Below are 10,150 nucleotides of genomic sequence, written 5' to 3' on the forward strand. Positions count from 1 at the left end.
GTCCCCGACAGCGGTCGGGGACCGGCCCGGCCGGAGAACTAACCCTGCAGCTTCTTGGCCTTCTCGACGGCCATGTCGATGTTGCCGACGTCGAGGAACGCCTGCTCGGGCAGGTGGTCGTACTCACCGTCGCACAGGCCCTTGAAGGAGGCGATGGTCTCCTCCAGGGGGACGAACACGCCCGGGGTGCCGGTGAACTTCTCGGCCACGAACATGTTCTGCGACAGGAAGCGCTCGATCCGGCGCGCCCGGTTGACGACGATCTTGTCCTCCTCGGACAGCTCGTCCATACCGAGGATGGCGATCTGGTCCTGGAGGTCGTTGTTGCGCTGGAGGATCTCCTTGACGCGCTGGGCCACCTGGTAGTGCTCCTCGCCCACGTACTGCGGGTCGAGGATGCGGGAGGTGGAGGTCAGCGGGTCCACCGCCGGGTAGATGCCCTTCTGCGAGATCGGGCGGGAGAGCTCGGTCGTCGCGTCCAGGTGGGCGAAGGTGGTCGCCGGAGCCGGGTCGGTGTAGTCGTCCGCGGGCACGTAGATCGCCTGCATCGAGGTGATCGAGTGGCCGCGGGTCGAGGTGATCCGCTCCTGGAGCTGGCCCATCTCGTCCGCCAGGTTGGGCTGGTAGCCCACGGCCGAGGGCATGCGGCCCAGCAGCGTGGAGACCTCCGAACCCGCCTGGGTGAAACGGAAGATGTTGTCGATGAACAGCAGCACGTCCTGCTTCTGGACGTCGCGGAAGTACTCCGCCATCGTCAGAGCGGACAGGGCCACCCGCAGACGGGTGCCCGGGGGCTCGTCCATCTGGCCGAAGACGAGGGCGGTGTCCTGGAGGACCTCCATCTCGTCCATCTCCAGGAAGAGGTCCGTACCCTCACGGGTGCGCTCGCCGACACCGGCGAACACGGACACACCACCGAAGTTGCGGGCGATACGCGTGATCATCTCCTGGATGAGCACGGTCTTGCCCACACCGGCGCCGCCGAACAGGCCGATCTTGCCACCGCGCACGTACGGGGTGAGCAGGTCGATGACCTTGATGCCCGTGACCATCATCTCGGTCTTGGACTCGAGCTGGTCGAAGGCCGGGGCCTTGCGGTGGATCGGCCAGCGCTCGGTGACGCCCAGCTCCGCGGTCGGCACGTCCAGGGACTCGCCCAGGGTGTTGAACACGTGGCCCTTGACGACGTCGCCGACGGGCACGCTGATGGGCGCGCCGGTGTCGCGCACCTCGGCGCCGCGGACGAGGCCGTCCTGGGGGGCCAGGGAGACCGTGCGCACGAGGTTGTCACCCAGGTGCTGGGCGACCTCCATCGTGATGGTCTTGGCCTTGCCGCCGATGGTCACGTCGGTGTGCAGGGCGTTGTAGATGGCAGGCAGGGAGCCGACGGGGAACTCCACGTCGACGACCGGGCCGGTGACCCGGGAGATCCGGCCGGTGGCGGTGCCAGCCCCAGCCGTCCCTTCAACTGTCGCAGTCACTTTTGTTACTCACTTCCCGCGCTGGCAGCAGCGAGCGCGTCGGCACCGCCGACAATCTCACTGAGCTCATTGGTGATCTCAGCCTGACGTGCCTGGTTGGCCAGACGGGTCAGGTTCTTGGCGAGTTCCTCGGCGTTGTCCGTGGCCGCCTTCATGGCGGCGCGGCGGGAGGCCTGCTGGGAGGCGGACGACTCCAGGAGCGAGAAGTAGATCCTGTTGACGACGTACTGCGGCAGCAGCTGGTCCAGGACCTCCTCCGCCGAGGGCTCGAACTCGTACAGCGGAAGCGGCTCGCTCCCGTGCACGGCCTCCAGCTCGGAGCTGTCGACCTCCTCCACCTCCAGCGGCAGGGCCCGGACGGCCCCCGCGCGCTGGGTCAGCATCGAGACGAACTCCGTGGAGACCACGTGGATCTCGTCGACCCCGCCGTCGGCGGCGTCGGCGGAGAACTTCTCCATGAGGGCGGAGCCGATCTCCTGGGCGTGCGCGTAGGTGGGGCGCTCGGTGAAGCCCTCCCACTGCGCCTCGAGGGGGCGGTCGCGGAACTTGTAGAAGCCCACGCCCTTGCGGCCCACCATGTAGGTGAGGACCTCCTTGCCCTGCTCGCGCAGGAGCTGGGTGAGGGAGTCCGCCTCCTTGAGCACGTTGGTCGAGAAGGCGCCCGCCAGGCCCTTGTCGCTGGTGATGACCAGGACGGCGGCGCGGGTGGGGTTCTCGGCCTCGGTCAGCAGAGGGTGATCGGTCACCCGGCTGGCCAGGGCCGAGACCGCCCGGGTGATCTCCCGCGCGTAGGGCCCAGCAGCCTCCGCCGCACGCTGCGCCTTGGTGATGCGCGTCGTGGCGATGAGCTCCATCGCGCGGGTGATCTTCGCCATCGACTTCGTCGAGCGGATCCTCCGGCGATAGACGCGAAGCTGTGCACCCATGGGTTACTTCCCGCCCTTGGCGACCTTGATGGTCTCCTGGCCGACCTTCTCCTCGTCCAGCGCCTCGGCCTCGGCCTCGGTGCCCAGGAGGGTCCCGGCGGAGGTCTGGAAGCCCTGCTTGAACTTCTCCAGCGCCGAGTCGAGGGACTTCTCGGTCTCGTCCTCGAACTTGCCGCTCTCGCGGATGGTGTCGAGGATGCCCTGGTGCTCGCGGCTCAGGTGGTCGAGGAAGTCCTCCTCGAAGCGGCGCACGTCCTCGACCGGGACGTCGTCGACGCGGCCGGTGGTGCCGGCCCAGATCGAGACGACCTGCTTCTCCATGGAGAACGGCGAGTACTGGCCCTGCTTGAGGAGCTCCATCAGGCGGGCACCGCGCTCCAGCTGCTGCTTGGAGACGGCGTCCAGGTCCGAACCGAAGGCGGAGAACGCCTCCAGCTCGCGGTACTGGGCCAGGCCCAGCCGCAGGGTGCCCGAGACCTTCTTCATGGCCTTGGTCTGCGCGGCGCCACCGACACGGGAGACCGACACACCGACGTTGATCGCCGGGCGCTGGCCCTGGTTGAACAGGTCCGACTCCAGGAAGACCTGGCCGTCGGTGATGGAGATGACGTTGGTGGGGATGTACGCCGAGACGTCGCCCGCCTTGGTCTCGATGATCGGCAGGGCGGTCATCGACCCCTTGCCCATCTCGTCGGAGAGCTTGGCGCAGCGCTCCAGCAGCCGGGAGTGCAGGTAGAAGACGTCACCGGGGTAGGCCTCGCGGCCCGGCGGGCGGCGCAGCAGCAGCGACACCGCACGGTAGGCCTCGGCCTGCTTGGTGAGGTCGTCGAAGACGATGAGGACGTGCTTGCCCTCGTACATCCAGTGCTGGCCCAGGGCCGAGCCGGTGTAGGGGGCCAGGTACTTGAAGCCGGCCGCCTCGGACGCCGGGGCGGCGACGATGGTGGTGTACTCCATCGCGCCGGCCTCTTCGAGGGCGCCACGCACACCGGCGATGGTCGAGCCCTTCTGGCCGATCGCGACGTAGATGCAGCGCACCTGCTTGTCGGGGTCGCCCGACTCCCAGTTGGCCTTCTGGTTGATGATCGCGTCGATGCAGACCGCGGTCTTGCCGGTCTGGCGGTCGCCGATGACCAGCTGGCGCTGGCCGCGGCCGACCGGGGTCATCGAGTCGATCGCCTTGATACCGGTCTGGAGCGGCTCGTGGACGGGCTTGCGCTCCATCACGGTCGCCGCCTGGAGCTCCAGCTCACGGCGTTCGGTGGACTCGATCTCACCCTTGCCGTCGATGGGGGCGCCCAGGGGGTCCACCACGCGGCCGAGGAAGTTGTCACCCACCGGCACCGAGAGGAGCTGGCCGGTGCGGCGCACCTTCTGGCCCTCCTCGATGCTGGTGAAGTCACCCAGCACGACGACACCGATCTCACCGATCTCGAGGTTCTGGGCCAGGCCCAGGGTGCCGTCCTCGAACTGGAGCAGCTCGTTCGCCATCGCCGAGGGAAGGCCACCGACGCGGGCGATGCCGTCACCGGAGTAGGTGACGGTACCGACCTCTTCCGCGCGGGTGGCTTCAGGCTCGTACGACTGGACGAAGCGCTGTAGCGCGTCCCGGATCTCGTCCGGCCGGATCGTCAGCTCCGCCATCTCTACGTTGTCCTTGCTCTCAAATGGCGCCGGGCTGGCGCCGTGCGTGCTTGCCTTGCGTTCTGTCAGCCGGCCAGGCGGCGTTGGGCCTCGGCGATACGCCCGGCGATGGTCCCGTCGATGACCTCGTCACCCACCTGGATGGACAGGCCACCCACGATCTCGGGGGCGACCTCGATGTTGAGGTGGATGTCGCGGCCGTAGGCGCGCGAGAGCGCGGCTCCGAGCCGGGACTGCTGTTGCTCGCTCAGGGCGACGGCGCTGCGGACGACGGCGACGTAGCGCTTGGCGCGCTCGGCGACGAGTTGTCCGAAGTTGTCCAGCGCCTGCTCCAGGGTACGTCCCCTGGGTCGGGCGACCGCTTCACCGACCAGGACCAGCGTCGCGGGGTGCACCTTGCCCGAGAGCAGGTTCTCCACGAGGGAGAGGCGCAGCTCGGGGGCGGCCCCGTCACGGGTGAGGGCGTCGCGGAGCGCGGGCTGGGCGATGACGATCCGCTGGAAGCGGAACAGCTCGTCCTCCAGCTCGTCGAGCCCCGAGGCGGTCTGGAGCTGGGCGACGGTCGCGTAGACCGCCATCCGCTCCATCGCGTCCACCAGGTCGCGCGGACCCGACCACCTGGCCGAGACCACGTCACCGGCCACGAGGACCGCGGACGGCGACACCCTGCTCTCCAGGAGCTGCCCGATCAGGCCGCTCTTGGCCTCGGCCGGGTTCGCCTGGTCGGCGAGCCAGCGGCGCAGCGAGTGCTCGTTCCCCAGCAGGGCGACGACCTCGAAGAGCTCGCTGCCCAGGGAGACGCCGCTCTGCGGGGTGCCCGCCGACGCCAGGACGTTCTCGTCCAGGCGCCGGGTCACCTCGGCCAGCGACGTGCGGCTGATACCACGCATCAGCGCACCTCTGCCTGCTGCGTGCTGTCGGTCTGCTCCAGCTCGTCCAGGAACCGGTCGATGACGCGGTTCTGGGCGGCGCTGTCGCTGAGGGTCTCACCGACGATGCGGCTCGCCAGCTCGGTGGAGAGCGCACCGACCTCGTTGCGCAGCTGCACCAGGGCCTGCTGGCGGTCGGCCTCGATCTGGGCGTGGGCCGCCTCGACGATGCGTCGCGCCTCGGCCTGGGCCTCCTCGCGCGCCTCGGCGATGATCGCGGCCCGCTGCTCCTTGGCCTTCTCCAGCTCCTGGGCGTACTCGCGGTGCGATTCCTCGAGCTTCTCGCGGTACTGCTGGCGGATCACCTCGGCCTCGGCCTCGGCCTTCTTGGCGCGCTCGATGCCGCCCTCGATGGCGTCGTGACGCTCGTCGAGGACCGCCATGACCTTCGGCACCGCCTTGCGGGCGACAAAGAAGTAGACCACGGCGAGCGCGATCGCACCGAAGGTGAACTTCACCCAGTCGATCCGCAGAATGTTGTAATCGGCTGCCAACTCCACCAACATGGTCAGCCCTCCTTCGCGTCAGTTGCCATCAGATTCCGCCGGCAAACCTTGGTCAGGAACCGGTGGGGGCGGCGAAGGCGAGAACGAAGCCCAGGATGGCCAGGGCCTCGATGAGGGCGAAGCCCAGGTAGATGTTGGTCTGGAGCGGACCGCGCGCCTCGGGCTGGCGGGCGATGGCCTGCATACCGAGACCGAAGACGATACCGACACCGATACCGGCGCCGATGACGCTGATGCCGTAACCGATGGTGTTGATGTTGCCGGTGATCGCAGCGATGTCCATTGATGTTTCCTTTTACTCGACGTCCGGCGTTGCGCTTCGCAAGTGGGTCAGTTCGCCGGTGTGGACGGATCTGTGGCTTCCCACACCCCTGCCCGGCCCGGGGGGACCTGGGGGTGTGCGGGGTTCAGTGGGCCGCTTCGAGGGACTGGTTGATGTACAGGCTGGCCAGCAGCGTGAAGATGAACGCCTGGACGGCCATGATCAGGATCTCGAAGAGGAAGAAGGCCAGGTAGCCGAGCAGAGCGGCACCGGAGAAGAGCACCGAAACCGTACTCAGGACCGGTCCGGCCGTCAGGTTCAGCATGTACCAGCCGCCGTAGGCGAACACGGCGAGCAGCAGGCTGCCCGCGAACATGGTCGCGAAGAGACGGAGGGCGTGCGTCACCGGCCGGATGAGGAACACCGAGAGGATTTCGATGGGGGTGACCAGGATGTAGATCACCTTGGGCATTCCCGGGGGGAAGATCTGGTTCCGGAAATAGCCCCAGCCGCCCTGGTTGCGGATTCCGATCACGATGGTCATGACGTAGATGACCGCCGCCAGCATGGCCGTGAAGGCCAGGTTGCTGTTGACCGGCAACATACCGGGGATCAGGCCGGTGAAGTTCATGGCCAGGATCAGCGTGAACACCGCTGTCATGAACGGCAGGAACCGGTCGCCCTTGGCACCCATCGTGGGACGGGTGATCTGGTCGCGCACGAAGAGGACCAGCATCTCTCCGACGCTCTGCCTGCGCCCGGGGACGAGGCTCAGCTTGCGGCTGAACCACGACCACAGAAGCAGGACGGCACCGACCGCGACGAGCAGCAGGACCAGGTAGAGGTCGATACCCGCGCTGCCGGGGATGTTGGTATACCACGGTTCGGGGAAGAACATCCCGATCGTGGGCGGCGTGAAACCGCACCCGTTGTCACCGAACAAGTGGCAATTCGGTTCGGCCGCGAGAATGCGCACGTCAGCACTCACGGCGAATCCTTTCGTCGTGACGCAAGAAAGCCTCGTTGATGGTTGTTGCGGAGCGTTGTCGCGCGAACCGCGACGCCGGACTGGTGGGGGGACTCAGGAGCGACGGGACTTGGCGACGATCAGGTAGATCGCGCCCGCCATTCCCAGAACCGCCCCGATGGGCAGGAACAGTGCCTGGAAACCCAACAGCTCGTCCGCGGCCCAGCCGATCGCGCTCCAGACGAGCACGCCCGAGAGCAGAGTGGAGAAGAGGGCCCACCCGTCGGACTGACGCGGCACCGAATCCTCGTGCGCGTCTGTCCTCCTGGTCGGTTCGCTGCTCATCTCGCTCCGGAATATAGCATGTGAGCTCGGACGGGGACTCGGAGTCCCAGCCGTCGGGAAGCATCGTATTACGCCCGTTTCGAGGGGCACGGCCGGGGCACTCCATCACCCGTTCTCCGCGCTCTCGACCGGGTCGACGTGGAGCGTCTTCGTCCTGGAGATCGTCCAGGTCTGGCCGCCCAGCCAGGCCAGGACGACGGCCAACGCGCTGTACACGAAGGCCGGGCTGTTCAGGCTGGCCACGAAGGAGCTGTTGCCCAGGGTGACCAGGACAACGCCGAGCACCGCCATCTTGATGACGAAGCCCACGAGGTTCGCCGCGAGGAAGAGGTCCTTGTTCCGGCGGGTGACGAGGATGACGCCCGCCTGTCCCAGACCGAAGCAGCCGAGAACGACCACCGAGGCCAGCGCGGAGCCGGCCAGGCCCGGCGCACCGGCGAGAAGCGCCGATACCGCCAAGGCCAGAAGGGCGCACGCCACACCGGGAAGCGCGGCACCGCGGAAGGCCCTCCAGGCGTCGTTTTCCTGCATGGCGAAGCTCCGTCTGGGGTCGTGGTTGCCTGCTCGTGAAAGCTATCACAAGGTTTTTGGTGCTGAATCCGGGGGTTCCTTAACGCGACCTTAACGGCCCGCAAAGTGCCCGATCCAGGCGGTCTTCCACGCTCATGTCGCCTTCGCCACACCTGTTCCGCCACCGTATCCGCAGGTCAGAAGCGCCTTTCCTCGGCTCCAAGGTACGGCCCCCGAGGGCCCGCTCAGCCATCAGTTGGCGAATCGTGATCTGGGGCCGTCTTGACGCTTTCCTTGCGCCGCGGGAACAGCAGTCCGCGTCGCCGCAGGCGGGGCAGCGCGATGAGGCCAACCGCACACGTGGCCACCAGCGCGGTCACCGCCAACACGATGACCCAGGAGTCGAACACCGACAGGGCGACCGCGGCGAAGGCCACGATCCCCGCCCACAGGTACATCAGCAGCACCGCGCGCACGTGGCTGTGGCCCATGTCCAGCAGGCGGTGGTGCAGGTGGCCCCGGTCCGGCGCGAACGGGGACTTGCCCGCCAGGGTCCTGCGCACGACGGCCAGCACCAGGTCGGCCAGCGGAAGGGCGATCACCAGCAGCGGCAGCGCGATCGGCAGGAACACCACCAGGCCGGAGTTGAACCCCTCGCGCGCGGTGTTGGCGTCGAACTGTCCGGTCACCGTGATGGTGATCGAGGTCAGCAGCAGGCCCAGCAGCATGGCCCCGGTGTCGCCCATGAACACCTTGGCCGGGTGGAAGTTGTGGCAGAGGAACCCGGCGCACGTGCCCGCGAGGATGATCGCGATCATCGCCGGATAGGACTGGCGCACGAAGCCCTGCTCCACCGCGACGACGTAGTAGTAGGCGAAGAAGGCCAGGGAGGAGATGGCGACGATGCCCGCCGCCAGGCCGTCGAGGCCGTCGGCGAAGTTGACCGCGTTGATGGTCACCACGATCAGCAGGATCGAGACCATCGCGCCCAGCCACGGGCCCAGGGAGAGCTGGGTGCCGGGCAGCGGCAGCCACAGCAGCTGCACGCCCTGCCAGACCAGGATGCCCGCGGCGGCGGTCTGCCCGGCGAGCTTGCTCAGCGCGTCCATGCCCCAGCGGTCGTCGATGACGCCGACGATGGTGATGAGCCCGCCCGCGAGCAGCAGGCCCATCCAGGTGTCGGCGAGGAAGACGTCCTGGAGGTGGGGCAGCTGGGCCGAGATCAGCAGGGCGGCGGCGAACCCTCCGTAGATGGCCAGCCCGCCCAGTCGCGGGATGGGCTCGGTGTGCACGTCGCGGTCGCGCACCGGCGGCGTGGCGCCGAAGGCGATGGCGAACCGGCGCACCAGCGGAACGAGCAGGTAGGTCACCGCGGCGGCGATGACGAAGGTGAGCGCGTACTCACGCACGTCCTGGCCCCTCTAGTTCTTGTCGCCGTCGGGGGCGGTCCCGGGAGCGCTCTCGTCCTCGTCCCGCGGGGTCTGCGGCTCCGGTGCCGGGGCCTGCGCGTCCCCGGCCTCGCCGCCCTCCGGCCGCACGGGCTTGCGGGGACCCTTGCGCAGCTCGCCGATCACGGTGCCGCACACCGCGCGCAGCTGTTCGATGGAGATGGCGCCCGCGCGCAGCACGCGCGGGACCGCGTAGGTCAGGTCGACGATGGTGGAGGAGACGCGGGACTCGGTCTCGCCGCCGTCCAGGTAGACGGCGACGTCCTCGTCACCGAGCTGCTCGATGGCCTCCTCCACACGGGTCGCGGAGGGCTGGCCGGACTTGTTGGCGCTGCTGACCGCCATGGGCCCGACCTCCTTGAGCAGGTCCAGGGCGACCGGGTCCATCGGCATGCGCACGCCCACGGTGCCCTTGGTGTCGCCCAGGTCCCAGGACAGGCTGGGGGTGGCGGTGCAGACCAGGGTGAGTGGACCGGGCCAGAACTCCTCCATGAGGTCGCGGCCGTGGTTGCCCAGGTCGTCGACGAGGGCGTTGGCGGCGCGCATCGAGCCGACCAGCACCGGCGGGGGCATCTCGCGGCCCCGGCCCTTGGTGGCGAGCAGCCTGGCCACGGCGGTCGGGCTGAAGGCGTCGGTACCGATGCCGTACACGGTGTCCGTGGGCAGCACCACAAGGTCGCCTCGGCGTACCGCGGACGCGGCGTCGGCGATGCCGTCCTTGCGGGCGGTCTCGTCCGCGCAGTCGTAGATGCGGCTCACCTGCGTTCACCTCACTCTTGAACGGAGTCCACCGGGTTCACGGTCGGACCGGGATACGGGGGGCGGGGAAAGCACGTCAGCCGTCCTCGTCGGCGCGGCGCATGACCACGAAGCGGTCGCGCCGGGCCAGGTCCTTGCGGTTGAGGACGTCGCGCCAGCCCCTGTCCTCGGGGAAGAGCCAGGGGATGTCGATGCCCTGGCCGTCGTGGTGCTCCACGGCCATCGCGCCGCCGGGACGCAGCAGCCTGCGGCCGACCGCCTCCAGCGCGCGGATCATGTCCAGGCCGTCCTCGCCCGACCACAGCGCGGGGGCGGGGTCGTAGTCGCGCACCTCGGGCGGGATGGCTCCGGCCTCGCGGGTGGGGACGTAGGG

Annotated in this window: 11 protein-coding genes and 1 pseudogene; all 12 read right to left on the minus strand. The window is 68.5% G+C overall.

Features of this window, described 5'->3' with window-relative positions; translation table 11 throughout:
- Nucleotides 1–38: 38 nt before the first annotated feature.
- Nucleotides 39–1,481 (minus strand): F0F1 ATP synthase subunit beta, encoded by a 1,443-nt coding sequence (atpD, locus tag DQW06_RS25410; RefSeq protein WP_013151391.1) that lies wholly within the window; start codon nt 1,479–1,481, stop codon nt 39–41.
- Nucleotides 1,482–1,486: 5 nt separating this feature from the next.
- Entirely contained in the window at nt 1,487–2,407 is a 921-nt protein-coding gene (locus DQW06_RS25415) for a F0F1 ATP synthase subunit gamma (protein WP_013151390.1), read from the minus strand.
- Nucleotides 2,408–2,410: 3 nt separating this feature from the next.
- Nucleotides 2,411–4,051, minus strand: a complete 1,641-nt coding sequence (atpA, locus tag DQW06_RS25420) for a F0F1 ATP synthase subunit alpha (protein ID WP_013151389.1) — start codon at nt 4,049–4,051, stop codon at nt 2,411–2,413.
- Between the two features lie 65 nt (nt 4,052–4,116).
- A complete protein-coding gene (locus DQW06_RS25425) occupies nt 4,117–4,941 on the minus strand; it encodes a F0F1 ATP synthase subunit delta (protein ID WP_013151388.1) in 825 nt (274 codons plus the stop codon).
- The gene (gene atpF, locus DQW06_RS25430; RefSeq protein ID WP_197724865.1) at nt 4,941–5,483 is read right to left on the minus strand and encodes a F0F1 ATP synthase subunit B; all 543 of its coding nucleotides are present in this window, start codon (nt 5,481–5,483) and stop codon (nt 4,941–4,943) included. The genes DQW06_RS25425 and atpF overlap by 1 nt, the downstream gene beginning before the upstream one ends.
- Before the next feature lie 55 nt (nt 5,484–5,538).
- Complete coding sequence (atpE, locus tag DQW06_RS25435) at nt 5,539–5,769, minus strand: ATP synthase F0 subunit C (RefSeq protein WP_013151386.1); 231 nt, start codon at nt 5,767–5,769, stop codon at nt 5,539–5,541.
- A 124-nt stretch (nt 5,770–5,893) separates the two neighbouring features.
- Complete coding sequence (gene atpB / locus DQW06_RS25440; RefSeq protein ID WP_026338246.1) at nt 5,894–6,724, minus strand: F0F1 ATP synthase subunit A; 831 nt, start codon at nt 6,722–6,724, stop codon at nt 5,894–5,896.
- Between the two features lie 105 nt (nt 6,725–6,829).
- Nucleotides 6,830–7,060, minus strand: coding sequence for a hypothetical protein (locus tag DQW06_RS25445; protein WP_013151384.1), 231 nt, complete (start codon nt 7,058–7,060; stop codon nt 6,830–6,832).
- 105 nt (nt 7,061–7,165) lie between these two features.
- Nucleotides 7,166–7,591 carry a hypothetical protein gene (locus tag DQW06_RS25450; RefSeq protein WP_013151383.1) on the minus strand — a complete coding sequence of 142 codons (426 nt, stop codon included), beginning with the start codon at nt 7,589–7,591 and terminating at the stop codon, nt 7,166–7,168.
- A 224-nt stretch (nt 7,592–7,815) separates the two neighbouring features.
- Nucleotides 7,816–8,979, minus strand: coding sequence for an MraY family glycosyltransferase (locus DQW06_RS25455; protein ID WP_013151382.1), 1,164 nt, complete (start codon nt 8,977–8,979; stop codon nt 7,816–7,818).
- 12 nt (nt 8,980–8,991) lie between these two features.
- A complete protein-coding gene (locus tag DQW06_RS25460; RefSeq protein ID WP_013151381.1) occupies nt 8,992–9,777 on the minus strand; it encodes an L-threonylcarbamoyladenylate synthase in 786 nt (261 codons plus the stop codon).
- A gap of 76 nt (nt 9,778–9,853) precedes the next feature.
- Nucleotides 9,854–10,150, minus strand: a pseudogene (locus DQW06_RS25465) (peptide chain release factor N(5)-glutamine methyltransferase); the annotation flags it as partial.

The organism is Nocardiopsis sp. TNDT3, from assembly GCF_003427465.1.
In the GTDB taxonomy this organism is placed as follows: domain Bacteria; phylum Actinomycetota; class Actinomycetes; order Streptosporangiales; family Streptosporangiaceae; genus Nocardiopsis; species Nocardiopsis dassonvillei.